We start from the raw sequence: 16,783 nt of genomic DNA on the forward strand, positions 1-16,783 counted from the left end.
TGCTTCCTGTGGTTTCCGTGATATCAGGTTCTCAAACCTGACATTGACTAGTTTCTCAAAACCGTGTGTACTGTTCCAGACGGTTTTGAGAAACCGCTCAGCGCCGGGTTTATGAACCCGACGCCACGGTGGTACTGCGTTGTCAATTAAGGGCGAATGATTGTCCCGTCCATTTTACGCACCTGCCAGTTCGATTTGGTGGTAATCGGGTACTTGGCCGCTTCTTTTTCGTTGATATCGACACCCAGACCCGGCACCTCGTTCACGGACATATACCCTTTGTCCATCGTTGGGCAGCCACTGAAAACCTCTTTCATTTTGTCGGAGAACTGCACCGCTTCCTGAATACCAAAATTCCAGACGGCCAGATCGATATGTGCGTGGGCTGCGTGACCTACTGGCGATACATCGCCGGGACCATGCCAGGCTGTGCGTACGTTGAACCATTCGCCCAACCGAGCCACTTTCATCGCCGGTGTAATACCGCCAATCTGTGATACGTGAATCCGAATAAAATCGAACCACTGGTTTACCATCGGTTCCTTGAATTCATTGATATTATTGAACAACTCACCCATCGCGATCGGCACAGAGGTAGCCTGACGGAGTTGCGCGAACCATTTCATGTTTTCGGGCGAGAACGGATCTTCGACGAAGAATGGATGGTAATCTTCTAGCTTTTTGATCATGTTGATCGCTTCCATCGGCTGTACGCGCTCGTGTATGTCATGGAGGAGTTCGATCTCATCGCCACACTCTTTACGGACCACCTCAAACATTTTGGGAACGGATTTCAGGTAACCCTGTACGTTCATGTAAGCATCACCTTCGTAACCAAAACTAGCCGTTTTGAAATCGGGCTTATCCGTGGTTGACCCTACGGCCCCGTAGCCTCCCTGCTGAATACGGATGTATTTGTAGCCCTGCTCCATGAATTTTTTCACACTGTCGGCGGCAGCTTCGGGCGTATTGCCACCCGCGTGCGTGTAGCAGGGAATAGCAAAACGAACTTTCCCACCTAATAGCTGATACACAGGCATTTTGGCGCGCTTTCCTTTAATATCCCACAGTGCCTGATCTAAACCCGAAAGGGCATTATTGAGTACCGGTCCGTTCCGCCAATACGAACTTACATAGGCAGACTGCCACATATCCTCGATGTTATCGACGTCTTTGCCGACACAAAATTCATTCAGATACGTGTTGATAGCCACGACGACAGCCGCAGCCCGCTGGGTGAACGTAGCACACCCTAAACCGTAGAGACCGGGCTCCGTGGTCTCCACTTTCACAACGATCAGGTTGGAGCCTTGCGGGGCCGTAGCGATGGCCTTTACACTCTTAATTTTTACAGGAGCCGCGCCAACTGCATACTGCGGTGTGCCCCGTTGTTCGCGCGCTTCGGCAGTTGATGGGCCACCAAAGAGACCAAGCACTCCGGCCGACGAGCCAAAGCCCAGCATTTTCAACGTTTCGCGACGGCTCTGATCAGGTTTATTCATAAGGTAAAGTGATTGAGGTTTTTTGTCCTTTCGACCGGGATGCATCCCGGTCGAAAGGACAAAGAAAAATGGAGAATTGATTCTACTTTTTATCCCACCACACGCGAGTATCCATCGTATTAGGCCCTTGCCGGGTGATGGCTTCGTTCAGTTTCCCCGAGTTGACAATAATCTCACTATCAGGATAGGGTAGCCGACGAATGAAGTCCCCTTTCACCTCAGAACCCGGATACGGATTTTTCTTCAGCGCCGGAAAACCGCTGCGCCGGAAATTGGCCCACGCTTCATTCCCATCCAGAAAACTGGCAACCCAATATTGGGTATTGATCAGATCCAGTGCTTTAGCCGTATCGAACGGGTGGGCATCCAGATAGGCCTTGATCGATGCTTCAGGAATGGTTGTGCCATAGGAGGCCATTTGTTCCAGATTAGCCCGGATGCCTTTTGCATAATAATCAGCAGCCGAACCAGATACCCAACCCCGTGTAGCTGCTTCGGCCAGCAGAAGTAGGGTTTGAGCATAGGTAATGTGAAACTCGGGCGCATCCAGTTTCAGCACCGTATTGAGATTCACCTGCGTATAATCCCACAAACTGACTACGCCATTTGCCTGGAACGTGTTCGCAATCGATACGTCATTATACCCCATGGGCATACCAATCTGAACGGCTGGCTCCGATGAAGCCCGAGCAGCAACCTGCTCCTGACCGCCTTTAGCCCCCACATAGCGTACCGCGAAAATGGGCAGCCGAGGATCGTTGTTGGCTTTCAGGTAATCGACAAACGGCGCTGCCAGGTAGAAATTCGTTTTTTCGCGAGCCTGTAAGTGATTGGCAATGTAGTTGTTATACAGGGACGTATGCCGAATGATCGAATTATCGGCGTTGGCCTGGAATACCCCACCCGCTACCGCTTTCTTGACGTATGATTCTGCCATTGCCGGATCTACTTTGGTCAGACGCATGGCCGCGCGTAACATAAACGAGTAACCCAGCTTTTTCCATTTCGCGACGTCGCCCCCGTAGAGAATGTCCGTTACGACGGGCTGCTGGGCTGTCGTCAGTGCAGCCGAGGCCTCATCCAGTTCTTTCAGAATATCCTTGTAAATATCCTGCTGTGCATCGTATTTGGGGTTGATCACTTCGGTTGTGTACCCCTGCCCTGCTTCCGAATACGGCACATCGCCATAGGTATCCGTCAGAATCATAAACATATACGCACGCCAGATTCGGGCCGCCTGATACGTATTGATTTGCAACGGATCAGCTTTGGTCTGGTCAAGCACGGATACGAGCTGCTTTAGAACGTTGCGGTAAAAATTCTGCCAGACCAATGGCGTATTGCTATTGTTGACCTGGTCGTAATTAGCACCTGACAGGGAACTGCCATAGGGCGTAATGATCTGTTGCACAATACCAAAGTTGTAGCACAACATGCCCAACGTACCAAATCCGTCGAGATAATTGGTATTGATGATGGCCTTGTTCAGCACCATCGACGCAGCCAGCGAAGTCGGGTCAACCTTGTTGGTATTGACCTCTGTAAAGCCCTCATCGCAGCCGGTTAACAGGCTCAGCGAGAGGGTTAATGTGAGGATGTATTTTATGGATGTTTTCATGAGTTTCTTCATTAGTTTTTTTCATTCCGACCGGGACGCGTAGTCGATAGGAGGAATCCGCTCCGGCGACCCGGTCAGATTTTCCTACAAGTCAAGCTTGAGATTCCTCCTATCGCGGAATGACAAAGTGTTTAGAATCGAACATTGAGGTTAAAGCCCATCGTACGGGTTGGAGGTAGCCCAGGCCAGAAATCAAGCCCTACGGAGTTGTCCGATGAAACCATCGCTTCTTCAGGGTCCATGTTCTCCGTCCATTTCTTGATGATCAGTACGTTGTTGGCGACGGCACTAAACTTCAACCCTTTGATAAACAGCCGTTCAGGAAGCAACTTGGTGAAATCATAGCCCAGAGTGATCTGCCGCAGTTTCCAGAATCCGGCGTTGTTGACGAAATCTTCGTGAATCCCCAGCGGATTAAGCGATTCATAGAAGGGCTGTACGGCCGCTTTGGTCTGATTGATTTCGCCGTTTGGATTCACACCGTCGCCAATGACATAGCCAACATCGCGACCCGGCAGCGTTCGCTTCGACAGGCCATGACGCAGGTAGTTGATATTACGGCCTGTAATCATTTTGTGACCCAGCTTAAAGTCGATCAGAGCCGACAGGGTTATTCCTTTGTACGTGAACGTGTTGGTAATCCCGCCGAAATAAGAAGGTAGTGCATTCCCGACGTCTACGAGTGTATTGTTACGAAGTGGCATTCCGCTGTTGGCATCGAACACTTTTCGGCCCTGCGCATCCCGCAGGTACATAAAGGTGTACAACTGCCCGATGGGTTTGCCGACCACCTGATTGAGTACGCGACCACTACCACCACTTACGGTAATGACCGTATCGTTGGGCGATAAACCGAGTTGTAATACTTTCGAAGTATTGTATGATACGTTGGCGCTCACATCCCACCGGAACTCCTTCGTGGTAACGGGTGAGAATGTCAGCAACATTTCGAGCCCCTGGTTCATACTCCGACCTACGTTAATCAGTTTATTCGTAAACGACGAGGCATCCGAAATTTGGGCCGCCAGAATCTGGTCGTTGGTGGTTTTGTGGTAGTATGTAAAGTCGAAGCCAACTTTGTTGTTGAACAACTTCAGTTCCAGACCAACCTCGGCCTCCTGAATGCGGAGCGGGCGCAGGTTTTTGTTCGGAACGGTCGACACGTTGATACCCCCCACCGGCACGAGCTGTCCTGCTGGATTAGGGAACGAATTGTTATCGACCTGATAGTAGAGTGCGTTGGAATAAGGATTTACGTTGTCCGAACCTACTTGTGCATAAGCCGCCCGTATTTTGCCGAAGGAAATCCATTCGGGCAGTTTATCGAAGGCCTGCGAGAATACGAAGCTACCCGTTACCGATGGATACAAGATGCTTCGGTTAGAGGGGGCCAGCGTTGAGAACCAGTCGTTTCGGGCCGTAGCGGTCAGGAATAGGTAATCGTTGTAGGAGATGGTAGCCGAACCGAACAGTGAGTTGATTTTCTTCTCGGAAAGCTGATAAATTGGATTTTTAACCCGTCCGTTGGCTACCGTATACAAACCCGGCTGCACAAAATCCTGTACAGTTACGCTATTATAATCGTTTCGGGCATAGCGGGCATTCCCGCCCAGCGTTACATCGACACCAATCTTACCGAAGGTTTTATTACCACCCAGAATGAAGTCGAGATTCCGTTCGGTATTTTGCCGCACGTCCTGCGTATACGAACCATTCACGTAGCCAACCGGTGCTTTGGCAATGGGTGCGTAACCGTTTGGAATGTTATAGTCCTGATTTCGAATGTAATAGTCCTGCGCAATACGACCCTGTACATACAGCCAATCGGTCAGTTGATAGCGGAGGGCAAGGTTGCCGAAAATCCGGTCACGCAGAATATTCTCGAAGTGGTAATTCATTGAGTAATACGGGTTGTTCCGTACCAGAAAGCGAGAAAATACAAACTCGTCGCCATTGGGCATGGTCTGGTTCTCGCGAAGAGCCTGGAACGGCATGGAGTTCGCCAGGGTGAAAATCACCGTCGATACCGAAAAATCCTGCGCATTCAACTGGGGTGGGTTCACGTTATTCTCTTTCGAGTAATTGATGTTGCCCGAAGCCGTCAGTTTACTACCGATATTCTGCGAAAAACCCAGGTTAATCACCTTCCGGTTGAAGGTGTTATTTTCCATGATTCCCTTATTGTCGGTATTGCTGAACGATAGGTTAAAACCACCATTCTGCCCATTATTGGACACCGCAACCGTATTGGTGAAGTTGGTACCTGTGCGATAGAACTGCTTTACCCGATTGAAAACCGGCTCATACGGCCAGGTTTCGTTATCGAATAGGGTCTGGGTCATGCCCGGCTGAAATTTCTCGCCAAAGCTCCAGACACCTGAGGTTGGATTGGCAGAAGTGGGGCGCTTACCACCCTCGCCCTGGCCATATTCATACTGAAAATCCGTGTAATCCAGTGCTGTTTCGGTGGTAAAGTTGGTGTTATAGGTAACGCCTATTCCTTTGCCAACACCCCGGCTTTTGGTCGTAATCATCACAACGCCGTCTTTGGCGCGGGAGCCGTAAAGCGCAGCGGCCGTACCGCCTTTCAGGACGGTCATGGTTTCAATATCGTCGGGGTTGATACTACTCAGACCGTCTCCCCCATCGGAGTTATTCATGGCTCGGGAACCATAATCACCACCAAGCGAATAGTTAGAATTGTCAATGGGTACGCCGTTTACAACAATCAGCGGGTTGTTCTGACCACTGAAGGATGACTGACCCCGAATCCGGATTTTTGCGGTACTGGCAGGTCCCGAACCCATCGTTGTGATGTTGACCCCGGCCATTTTCCCCTGCAAACCACTGACAAAGTTGTTGGTACGGTTCACTGAAATCTGGTCAGAGTTAACGGTAGCCGTGGCATAACCCAGCGTTTTGGCCTCCCGTTTAATACCCAGTGCGGTTACGACCACTTCATCGATGGCTTTCGCATCTTCAGCCAGTTTTACGTTGATCACCGACCGATTATTGACCGGAACGGTCTGGCTGACGTAGCTGATATACGAGAAAATCAGCGAAGCATTGGTGGGAACATTTATCGAATAATTACCGTCTGCATCGGTAGCTGTCCCGACCGATGTGCCTCCTACGAGTACGTTGACCCCAGGTAATCCCTGGTCATTAGGCCCGGTCACTTTACCGGTTACTCTGTTGCCTTGCGCAAAGCCGAAGCCCTGGCAAACCAGCAGGAATAACACCAATAGTTTTACACGTCTTTTCATGATTTAGGAATAAATTATGGTTATAAAAGGCAAGCGAAAAATATATAATCAACTGACATTCAACAGACAACAGCTCTTCTATGGATAATATCGGCTAGTAATTTATCACGCCCCGAAACTCTTGAAAGAGCTTTTTTGTGAGGTCAGATTCCCAACAGATAAGGGATCGTTCGGCTTTAACAAACCTCACTGGGCAGGTTTAAGAACCTGCCCTCACGCGAATTCAAATTGTGTCTTTCGTTTGGCTAGAAATTACCAGTTATGAATCGACCCATCAGGGGCTTTCAGAACGGGGTGCGGGAATTTGGTATTCTCTTTTACTTCGAAGAGGAACGTCGCTTTCTTCGGATCAAACTTCACACCCAAACCGGGTTCTGGATTGAGATAGAGTTTGCCGTTTTTGAAATTGACGAAATCCTCGTTGAAATAGGCCGGACGTTCGGGCTCACCACCACCCAGCTCCATCAGGCAACGCATGGGGCTGCTGGAGCCTAATACATGCACGAGTGTCGCCGTAGCCAGCGGCCCGGTAAAGTGCGGAATCATACCCACGTAGTGCGTTTCGCACATGGACGCCAGCTTCTTAAATTCTGAAATCCCACCCGTGTTGGGCACCGTAAAGCGCGTGTAATCAATCAGATGCTGCTCGATAAATGTATTGCTATCCCAGCGGTCACCGAATTGCTCACCTACGGCTATCGGCACATTGGTCATCTGACGCACGGTTTTGTAGACATCCGGATTTTCGGAACGGACAATATCCTCGACAAAGTAAGGCTCCAGACTTTCAAGCGCTTTGCATATTTTAATGCCTTCTGTTGTATCAAACCGGGTATGCAGGTCAATAGCCCATTTGCCTCCCCCACCGACAGCCGCATCGATCCGTTTGCATAACTCGATGGTTTTCTTGGCATTGTCGTAAAAATCGAATGGCTGTTCCCCATTTCCACCGGTTGGGCCAATCCGGTAGGCCCGTAAGCCAGCTTCAATACAGTCGCGGGCGCGTTCTTCTTCGGTTTTTCCTTTTGAGGCCCGGAAGCCTGTAGCATAGCATTCGACATAATCGCGGGTAGCCCCACCCAGAAGTTCGTAAACCGGAACGCCTAGTGCTTTTCCTTTAATGTCCCACAAGGCCATGTCCAGCGCTCCCTGCGCGTGCAATTTTTCGCGGCCTGGCGGATAGAACATCCCTCGGTACAGGTTTTGCCAGATGTGCTCGATACGGAACGGGTTTTCGCCAATCATCATCTGGGCCAATTGCTCGATCATATCCTTCGAACCGCCTTCCCCAATCCCGATGATGCCGCCATCGGTTTCAATTTCAACGATACCTCTAGCCTGGTTGAACAAGGGTTTATTGTAGCCAGGAGCGGCATAGTACCGAATTTTGGTAATCTTAAGTTTAGGAGGAGCTGCTAGTGTGTCAAGGAACGGAAAGCCAGTTAAAGCAACAGCAGAACCTGCTGCCAGTGATTGTAGAAAACGTCTTCGTTGCATACAAGCAGGGAGATTAAGGTGGCTAATTTGCTATGCTTAAACGTTTAAGCAATTGGTTAAAAAAATCTATTTATTGTGTTTCTCTTTTTTACGTGACGATTCTCGGGCCATTAGTTGTGCATCAATGGTGTATTGCTGCGGTGCCCCTTCAAAATCCTTCAATCGGGTCATCAGTACTTCAACGGCTTTTTTACCCAGTATATCAATTGGTTGGCGCATAAACGAGATCGGGCAGTAGTACAGATCAAATACTTCAGCCTGTCCAAAACTGACTATTCCCAAATCATCAGGCACACGCAATCGTAATTCATTCAGGTACTTTAACCCATTGACGGCCAGCCCATAGGTCGAAAAAATAATGGCATCAATCGGCGATTCAGTCGATACCAATTCGTCGATGGCCGTTCGGATTTCAGTCTCAATGGCATCGAACCGAATCTTTTTTACCCAGCTTTCCTCTGCTACAATTCCTCGATCACGCAATGCTTCCTGATAGCCTCGAATACGTTCTTTGACGTGAAACATGGCTGACTGATAGGCTATAAAGCCAATTCGCCGATACCCGTTATTAATCAGATGAATACCTGCCTCATAGGATGCGTTGGCGTTGTTGGTAACGACAAAATCCGTTTCAAATTCCGGAAAGTGACGGTCCAGCAATACAAACGGCATCCGAATATGCTGCAGGTGTGTCACCAGGCGTTCTGAGTTTTCAGACGATACGACGATAAACCCATCAACCTGACGATTAATCAATACATTCATCAGATCCCAGGCTTTGTCGGCATCCTCATCCGAACTTCCTATTATAACTGTATAACCATTTCGACGCGACTCATCCTCTACCTCACGGGCAATGTTGGCAAAGAATGGGTTCGATATATCGGCAATAATCAACCCAATCGTATAGGTTCGTCCATCTCGCAGGCTCTTCGCCAGCAGATTTGGCTGATAATTCAGTTCTTTGGCAATCGCTTTAATCGTTTGTGCGATTTCCAGCCCTACACGCTCTTCCTTTTCCTTTCCACTCATAACATAGGAAACAAGAGCTGTAGAGACCCCTGCTTTCTTGGCTATATCACTGAGTGAAACTTTCTTGTACTTCATAGATTGGTAGGCAGGCCAAAAATAGCGCTTAATCGATTAAATACAAGAAAAATATTCCTTTTTTATGAATAAATTATTCTTATTCCAGAGCCTACCAACAAAATAGCATCAACCGTTTCTCTGAAAAAGCATTGGCTCCCCGTATACAGTGAAGCTGCTCGCTATAGGACGGGGTAAGTTAAGCTTAGCATTTCAACTTACCTGCCCGGATTCCTGTTTCTCATAAAACGTTTAGGAGTGCATTTTAAACGGTGGCACGGCTGATTACGGCAACGCAAATGCCACGTACCGATCCCCCGACTTCGTTTTGAGTTTGCCTCCCCCGCATGCAATCACCACGTATTGCTTGCCATTGACGGCGTAGGTACTTGGCGAAGCATACCCGGCTGCCGGCAGTTTAGCACGCCAGAGTTCACGGCCCGTTTTTCGATCGAAAGCCCGAATCAGTTCGTCGCGGGAGGAGGCAATGAACAGTAACCCGCCCGCCGTAACGGCCGGTGCGCCATAGTTGTCGGTGCCCGTTGGGGGTATGCCCTTCGCCACCAGTTCGGGGTATTCGCCCAGCGGGACTTGCCACCGGTGTTCGCCCGTATTCATGTCAATCGCCGTCAGCGTACCCCAGGGTGGGCGGCTCACGGGGTATCCGGCCCGGTCGTACCAGCGGGTAAACCCAGTGTGGTGATAGGGAGACGTGTTCAAGTTTGCCTGGCTGGCGACGGAGGTTGTTTTACCGAATAAAAAATCCACGATGGCCTTCCGCTCGGCTTCCTTCAGAGAGGTGAATGCAGGCATCATGCCCTGACCTTTGGCCAGCACCTGGGCCACCGATGTCTCGTTCCGTTTTTGGGCAATACTGATCAGGGCTGGATAGCTACCGTCGTGACTACCTTCGCGGTTTTGGCCGTGGCAGGCGGAACAATGGGTTTGGTAGAGTTGGCTACCGGTGCGCTCAACAACCCTTGCCGGACCGGAAGGGGTCGGAACCAACCCCATGGTGACCGGAATCTGTTTGGAAGGAACGTACATAATTCCAGCTTCATCTACCGCTGCTCCACCCCACTGCGCACCACCATCGGTGCCGGGGAAGAACACAGTCCGGTTGGGACTCAGGGGAAGGGGAATGAACTCCTTACCCTTTTGCCAGCGCCGGAGCTGGGCCATGATCGTGTCGCGGTCGGCGACAAAGTCGTTAATATCACTTTCCGAAAACGACTGGCGGGTAAACGGCGCGGGTTTCAAAGGAATCGGCTGAGTAGGCCAGGCTTTTTCCCCCGGCACGTTGGAGGCAGGCATGGGCCGTTCCTCAATCGGAAACAGCGGCTTACCTGTGACCCGATCAAAAACAAAGAGAAACCCTTGCTTGGATAAAACCGAAACGACATCCACCTTTTTGCCGTCATGAACGACAGTGAATAAATTGGGAGGAGCCGGAATATCGCGATCCCAGATGTCGTGGTGGATCGTCTGAAAATGCCAAAGCCGCTTTCCCGTAGTGGCATCGAGGGCTATAAGACTGTTGCCGAACAGGTTCTGGCCGGGTCGGGTGCTACCGTATAAATCGAAGGCTGCCGTCCCCGTGGGCACGTACACGATGCCGCGCTGCCGGTCGATAGCCATGCCCATCCAGTTGTTAGCTCCCCCAAAGTTGCGGTAGCCATCTTTGGGCCAAGTGTCGGCTCCGTACTCACCGGGATGAGGAATGGTGTGGAACGTCCAGACGATCCGCCCCGTGCGCAGGTCGTAGGCACGTATGTCGCCGGGCAGAGCCGGGGCTACCTCCGACACCCGGTGACCCATAATGAGCAGGTTTTTATAAATGACGCCCGGCGTATTGCTTACCACGTAGTCGTCGGCTCCGGGCCGGGCCAGACCCTCTTTTAAGTTGATTTTCCCGCCTTGGCCAAAACTGGTCACCGGCTTTCCTGTTCGGGCGTCGAGGGCATAGAGCAGCGAACCATAAGCGAAGAAAATTCGGGCTTCCCGCCCATCGGTCCAGTACGTAACACCCCGGCTATTCATGGCGAAGGTATCATCGGTGAAGGCCGTTTTCCAAAGCTCCCGGCCCGTAGCCGCGTCGAGGGCAAAGGCCTGCGACCCTGCCGAAACACCATACAGCACACCGTCGATAATGAGCGGGTTGCACTGAATCTGAGTGTTATTTTTAAGCGTATCGACTCCACCCGACGCATACTCCCAGGCGACCTTCAAGCCCGCAACGTTGCCTGGATTTAGCTGGGTGAGGGGCGAAAAATGGTTGCGATCTGGCCCACCGTTGTATTCAGGCCAGTCGGTGGCAGCGGGTTTTTCGGTCAGGCTGAGCAGACCAACGGCCAGCAGTAAGGCCGGGTAGGAGAAGCGTTTCATGAGTAGGTTTAGGGGAAAGTACAAATGAACACAAAATGGCTGAATGTTACAGTGACCGATCACATTAACAATGACCGTCAGACGAAAACCGTAGTCGTTTTATCAGACCAGTTACCCCAGTCGGCCCTAACCGAGACGGTTAACGTATAGCTGCCTTTGGATAAGGCAGGTCTTAGGTCTTGTTTACTCACACTGTTACCATTTCAACCGGTAATTCTTCTTAAATTTTACTGTCTGTCAACGACAATCCAGTTCCCATTGATATAGGTTCCTTTTTTAATAAGTGGTTTTACACTTATGACTAACTTCGCATCCCTTATCCCAACCGACTACGAACTAGCTTGTGAACGTATTTACTCAACATCGTGCTGATCAATCTGCCGAGATCAATAATGCTCTTCTAGTTCTGGAAGCCAACCGAGGCTCTGGCGGCTCATGGCAAGTGATTCAGGCTAATAAAGCAGCTCAGCAATTAGCTGGGGGAATTTCGGTGCCAGGAGCTTCGCTTGAGCAGTTACCCTTTCCCTTTAACGCCCCTCAACTAATCAGCCAGCTTGAGGAAGTTATCGAGCAGGATAAACATGTGTACGTTTACCTGCAACAACCTGACCACCCTGCCAGCCGTGCCAACGGCTATGAGTGTCAACTGATGAAAGCGGCCCCTGGGCGGGTAGTCCTTTCCCTGCTGTTGATAAAGCCGGTCGGTGAGCAGCCGGATTCACTCGAGCAAGTGATTGACGCATTGCCCGCTGGACTGATCCTGTTTCGGGCTATTCGCCAGCAGGATGGGCAGATTATTGATTTCCAGGCGATGCTTTGCAATCCAATCGGCGCTACTATCACCGGTCAGTCGCGGGAGTATATTTTATCCCGGCCCATCAGCGAACGCTACCCCAACATGCAGGCCTATGATTTATTTCATCAATATGTTCAAGTAGTCACGACAGGAAAACCCCATCAGCAGCTACTCTATCTCCCAACCAAAGACCTTTGGCTGGATGTATCGGTGGTCAAGTACAGCGATGGCCTGCTGGTTTGTTTTCAGGATGTGACAAGGGGGCAACAGACAGCCTCTCTCCTGGAAAGTGTGATGAGCAGTTCGCCAGCCTCGGTTCGCTATTACGAGGCCATCCGGGATGCAGAGGGCCGCATTGTCGATTTCATGACTAGTACGGGCAATGAACTGGCGGCCTACCGCCCCTTTCGACCTGCGGATTCAACCGTTGGCAGACGCATGCTGGACCTGTATCCCTACCTGAAAACCAATGGCTTGTTTGATCGCTACGTAGCCGTCGTTGAGACAGGGCAGTCTGATCAGTTCGAAACCACGCATCAACTGACTACCCGGACAGTCTGGTTCGACTGCCGGGCGGTGCGTCATGGCGCAGGCTTTGTGCTAACGACGCTGGATATCACGGCTCAGAAAGAAGCGGAGATGGCTCAGCAGCAGGAAGCCGAGCTGTTGCAACGGGTCCTGGATCATTCCCTAACGGGTATCGCCTGGTTCCAAAGCCAGTTTAATCCCGATGGGCAACTGGTGGATTTTATCCTGAAAAAGGCCAATGCAACCCTGGCCCAAACGCTGGGACGTTCCCCGCAAAGCCTGGAGGACCAACCCCTATCTCAACTTATGCCCCATCAACTGGTCAATGGCCTCTTCGACCGCTACGCCATGGTTGCCCAAACGGGAATTTCTCAGCGCTTTGAGTGGAGCAACGATACGACCACCATCTGGTATGAGATATCGGCCGTAGCCATACCGGGAGGACTGATTGTCACGTTTATGGACATATCAGCCAGTAAGCTAGCCCAGTTGGAGAGGCAGCGCCAGGCAGATTTAATCCAGGGTGTACTCAACAGTTCGACTAGTAGCATTGTGGTGCTGGAACCTCTAACCGATGAGCAGGGGCAGCTTATCGACTTTCACATTCCGCTCGCTAATCCGGCCACCCTGGGTTTGTTTTCTCCCTTTTTAGGCCAGGCCAGGCCGCTGGAAGTCTTGACGAATCAAACGCTGGTGACGCTTTTTCCTGCCATAAAGCAGCGGGCGCTATTTGGGGCGCTGCTTTCGGTGGTAAATACCAAAGAGCCGCTCCATACCTCCGTCGACTATCCGGAGTTGGGTCTCACCTACGACTATGACATCCAGCCGTTTCGGGGAGGAATACTGATGATCACCACCGACATTACGCCCCTTCGGATTTACCAACAGCAACTGGAAGCCAACAACCAGGCTCTAAGTCGATCCAATGCGTATTTACAGCAGTTTGCTTCCGTAGCCTCCCATGATTTGCAGGAGCCCTTACGAAAAATTCATGCCTTCGCCGATTTATTGCTGACTCAGCACGCCCACCAAATCGATGAAGCCGGCCAGGATCTGCTTCGTCGGCAACAGAATGCCGCTCAGCGCATGCAAATCCTCATCCGGGATTTACTGGAGTATTCCCGACTATCGACCCCATCACTTCCTATCGAATCGGTATCGCTTCAAACGCTGCTGGAGGATGTCTTAAGTGATTTGGAAGCTACCATCCAGCAAACCAGGGCTCAGATCAGTAGTGGCCCCTTACCCACCCTGCCGGGTAATGCCACCCAGCTTCGCCAGTTGCTCCAGAACTTACTGGCCAACGCGCTAAAGTTTACCAAACCTGGCCAGCCGCCCCAGGTTCGGGTGGACAGTTTCTCCTTAACGGCCAGTGAATTACCTCATCGCCCATCGGTAACCAAGCCCGAGGAGTGGATCGCGCTCCGGGTAACCGATGATGGGATTGGCTTTGATGAATCGCAGGAAGAACGCATCTTCGATTTATTCCACCGGTTGCATGGTCGTAGTCAGTACAGTGGGACGGGGATTGGCCTGGCTATTGTCAAAAAAGTTGTTGAGAATCATGGGGGCCAGATCACCGTGCACAGCCAACCGGGAGCAGGGGCCGTCTTTACGGTTTATTTGCCGATTCATCCCTAGCTCTCCTTGCGTGATGCTCTTTCAGGGAATAAATCTAAAAACTAAAAATGTATCGTATGGCTCGCTTAAAACCCATCACGTCTTCTCTGTATCAGCTTAGTCTGGGAGCCGTGAATGCCTTCGTGATTAAAGATGATGGCCTCACGTTGATTGATACGGGTTACCCAGGCAGTATGGAAGCTATTTTCTCCACCCTGCAACAAAGCGGAGAAGATCCTTATGCCCTAAAACAAGTGATTCTGACTCATGCTCATCCGGATCATGCCGGTAGTGCATCGGCGATAAAACAAAAGCTGGGTGTGCCCCTGCTAGCTCATCAGTTGGAAGCCGCGCTCCTGGAAGCGGGTTCTAGTGGCCAGTCCCCTATCTATCCATCACCGGGTCTGGTTAATCGGTTGATTTACCACCTTTTCATAAAAGGCGGAGACGGGGCAATTTCACCCGTGACCGTTGATGAGCGGCTACACCATAATGACATCATCCCGGTAGCCGGTGGGCTTCAGGTACTGCATACGCCTGGGCATAGCGTTGGTCATATTGCCCTATGGTTAAAAGAAGAAGGGGTCATGATCGTCGGCGATACGTGTGCTCATATACTGGGGCTGGACTTCAGCACCGTGTACGAAGATCGCTCGGTGGGTCTGCAAAGCATTTTGGCAATGGCGGAGTGCAGTTTCGATCAAGCAGTTTTTGGTCATGGCTCGCCTTTAAAGCCGAAGGCCAATCAGCAATTAAAAGCGAGGTTTAGCACGCTGGGAAGTCAGTAATCCGATTTGCTGTATTGATTACATTGTAAGGTAAGTTTTCTTATATTTCTCCTCCACGTTCTGTGTCCTCACAGAATGTTCATCCGGCAGGCAAACCAGGCTGGCGCACAAGCGGTCTGTGCGGACACAGACCGCGGGGAAGGCTCTCGTTTGTAATATTGGAAAACTTACATTACAGTGTATTGATTCCGATGCACACATCCGTTTGGTATGAACCCAGGCGATGAAGTAGTCAACAACTGAAGGTCTTTTTGGCGTAGCAACTGGTCAATCAGGCTCATAAGGTCTATACGGACAGCTTTATCCAGGCTGGAGCATGATCGCTGGTTTTCTCCCAACCTCTTACCGATCGATCTACACCGCCCTCCACCAACTGGCTGGCAAGTTGTGGACTTACTAATAAATGATCGATGCGAAGTCCGGCATTTCGCTGAAAAGCATACCCAAAATAATCCCAATAGGTGTACATCTGCTGGGTTGGGCTTAGTTGTCGAAGCGAATCAATCCAACCCATCTCCAGAAGTTTTGCAAACGCAGTCCGTGATTCGGGGCGAAACAGGGCGTCGGCCATCCATCGTTCGGGATGAGCAGCATCCAGATTCGTTGGAATGACATTAAAATCACCTGCAAGGATGGCCGGGATTCTGGCTTCGACTACTTGTGCCGCATATTGAATAAATCGGTCAAACCAACGCAGTTTATAGTCAAATTTAGGCCCGGGAGCCGGATTCCCATTGGGTAAATAAAGGCAGCCAATCCGTATCCCATTGATGGTAGCTTCAATATAACGGCTTTGTTCGTCCTCATCATCACCCGGAAGTGTACGCCGGGTTTCCTGCAAGTCAGCACTTCGCGCCAGTATAGCCACGCCATTCCAGCTTTTCTGGCCTTTCCAGATCGCACTATATCCGGCCTCGTGGATAGCCTGATGGGGGAATTTTTCCTGGGGTGCTTTTAATTCCTGTAAGCAAACCACATCGGGTGTGGTTTCGGCCAGCCAGCGCAGGAGCACAGGTAATCGGGCGTTTATGCCGTTGACATTATACGTGGCTATTTTCATCTGTTGAGCTGGTTTTCAGTGTCCCCTTTTACACGCATAGAGTGATTAGTTATTTCTTTTGATTACTATCCTAACAATTTACCTCAATTGAGCGTCATACTGAATGCATTCCATGGGGTTCATTGCCTACATGACGGCCCAACCGGTTAATCATAAAAGCGTAGGCTTGCTGCTAAGTCTGTGTTAAATGAACCCACTGCAAAGCGTATCCGATCAGTTTCAATTTCCCTGTCAACAAGAATAAACTATGAAAGTTATAGTATGCCTCCTGATTACATCTGTTACGTTTGCTCAGACCTCCAGGCCAAACCAAATCGTCTCTGTTTTTCAGAGCGATAGCTCCCTGCGGACTCAAACAATAGCGCAGCAATATGATTTTTATTACTCAGCCAAACAGGCTGAACAGTTTACGCAAATGGGTTCTATAGGTTATACCCAGGAAGACCGAATCAAAAAGAAACGGTTTCGCGACAGACCCTTTACTGAATTTGTACCCAAGGGGCGGAAACCCACTGATGACTTTGACGACTACACCTTAATTGGCTCGGGACTGTTGAACGACGTAAATTCGAATGAGGACTGGTAATAGACAGGCTACTACCTGGTATAATGCAATACGTACCGTTGCAAATAGGGT

10 protein-coding genes are annotated in these 16,783 nt (G+C 50.4%); 3 read left to right on the forward strand and 7 right to left on the reverse strand.

The window, feature by feature from the left end; genetic code table 11:
• Nucleotides 1-146 precede the first annotated feature (146 nt).
• The 6 genes from ACYVFD_RS20080 to ACYVFD_RS20105 form a co-directional block, all read right to left on the reverse strand.
• A complete protein-coding gene (locus ACYVFD_RS20080) occupies nt 147-1,502 on the reverse strand; it encodes an enolase C-terminal domain-like protein (RefSeq protein WP_461092248.1) in 1,356 nt (451 codons plus the stop codon).
• A gap of 82 nt (nt 1,503-1,584) precedes the next feature.
• Nucleotides 1,585-3,120 carry a SusD/RagB family nutrient-binding outer membrane lipoprotein gene (locus ACYVFD_RS20085; protein WP_461092249.1) on the reverse strand — a complete coding sequence of 512 codons (1,536 nt, stop codon included), beginning with the start codon at nt 3,118-3,120 and terminating at the stop codon, nt 1,585-1,587.
• A gap of 131 nt (nt 3,121-3,251) precedes the next feature.
• A complete protein-coding gene (locus ACYVFD_RS20090; RefSeq protein WP_461092251.1) occupies nt 3,252-6,386 on the reverse strand; it encodes a SusC/RagA family TonB-linked outer membrane protein in 3,135 nt (1,044 codons plus the stop codon).
• A 252-nt stretch (nt 6,387-6,638) separates the two neighbouring features.
• A complete protein-coding gene (locus ACYVFD_RS20095; RefSeq protein ID WP_461092253.1) occupies nt 6,639-7,883 on the reverse strand; it encodes a mandelate racemase/muconate lactonizing enzyme family protein in 1,245 nt (414 codons plus the stop codon).
• Between the two features lie 66 nt (nt 7,884-7,949).
• Nucleotides 7,950-8,990, reverse strand: a complete 1,041-nt coding sequence (locus ACYVFD_RS20100) for a LacI family DNA-binding transcriptional regulator (protein WP_461092255.1) — start codon at nt 8,988-8,990, stop codon at nt 7,950-7,952.
• A 264-nt stretch (nt 8,991-9,254) separates the two neighbouring features.
• Nucleotides 9,255-11,354: an outer membrane protein assembly factor BamB family protein gene (locus ACYVFD_RS20105; protein WP_461092257.1), complete on the reverse strand. Its 2,100-nt coding sequence runs from the start codon at nt 11,352-11,354 to the stop codon at nt 9,255-9,257.
• A gap of 343 nt (nt 11,355-11,697) precedes the next feature.
• Here ACYVFD_RS20105 and ACYVFD_RS20110 point away from each other — a divergent pair, with 343 nt between their 5' ends.
• Together ACYVFD_RS20110 and ACYVFD_RS20115 are read left to right on the forward strand one after the other, a co-directional pair.
• Nucleotides 11,698-14,319: a PAS domain-containing sensor histidine kinase gene (locus ACYVFD_RS20110; RefSeq protein WP_461092259.1), complete on the forward strand. Its 2,622-nt coding sequence runs from the start codon at nt 11,698-11,700 to the stop codon at nt 14,317-14,319.
• Between the two features lie 56 nt (nt 14,320-14,375).
• The gene (locus ACYVFD_RS20115; RefSeq protein WP_461092261.1) at nt 14,376-15,086 is read left to right on the forward strand and encodes an MBL fold metallo-hydrolase; all 711 of its coding nucleotides are present in this window, start codon (nt 14,376-14,378) and stop codon (nt 15,084-15,086) included.
• Nucleotides 15,087-15,372: 286 nt separating this feature from the next.
• On the opposite strand, the gene xth is transcribed toward ACYVFD_RS20115, so the two are convergent.
• Nucleotides 15,373-16,146, reverse strand: coding sequence for an exodeoxyribonuclease III (gene xth / locus ACYVFD_RS20120; protein ID WP_461092263.1), 774 nt, complete (start codon nt 16,144-16,146; stop codon nt 15,373-15,375).
• A gap of 247 nt (nt 16,147-16,393) precedes the next feature.
• Between xth and ACYVFD_RS20125 the strand changes: the two genes are divergently transcribed.
• The gene (locus ACYVFD_RS20125) at nt 16,394-16,732 is read left to right on the forward strand and encodes a hypothetical protein (RefSeq protein ID WP_461092265.1); all 339 of its coding nucleotides are present in this window, start codon (nt 16,394-16,396) and stop codon (nt 16,730-16,732) included.
• Nucleotides 16,733-16,783 lie beyond the last annotated feature (51 nt).

This window comes from Spirosoma gilvum, assembly GCF_054776815.1.